The sequence below is a fragment of the Cohnella baijiui genome, assembly GCF_020731285.1.
Lineage (GTDB): Bacteria > Bacillota > Bacilli > Paenibacillales > Paenibacillaceae > Cohnella.
Genome location: NZ_JAJFOW010000384.1, coordinates 1 through 229, shown reverse-complemented (window position 1 = coordinate 229; position 229 = coordinate 1). Strand labels below are relative to the sequence as shown.

The 229-nt window shown below is 39.7% G+C and carries 1 protein-coding gene; it reads left to right on the top strand.

Going from position 1 to position 229, the window contains the following annotated elements:
* The coding region (locus LKX83_RS33055; protein ID WP_227887525.1) for a PAS domain-containing protein at positions 1-229 on the top strand (229 nt) is incomplete at both ends.

Genomic DNA, 229 nt, shown 5'->3' with positions numbered 1-229 from the left:
AAAATCAACAAATCCTCAATACTTATCAAGGTACAGAAAAAATTTACGGTGTTCCTGCGGAATTATTTGAGTCAAATACGGATCTTTGGCGTCAGATGATCTATCCAGATGACCAGGATTTTGTTTATGAGATGGAGAAGCTGCTCGAAGGCGGGGAAGCCATTACACGTGAATATAGGATTATTGATAGCAATGGCAACATTAAATGGCTGCATGAACGTATCGTTCC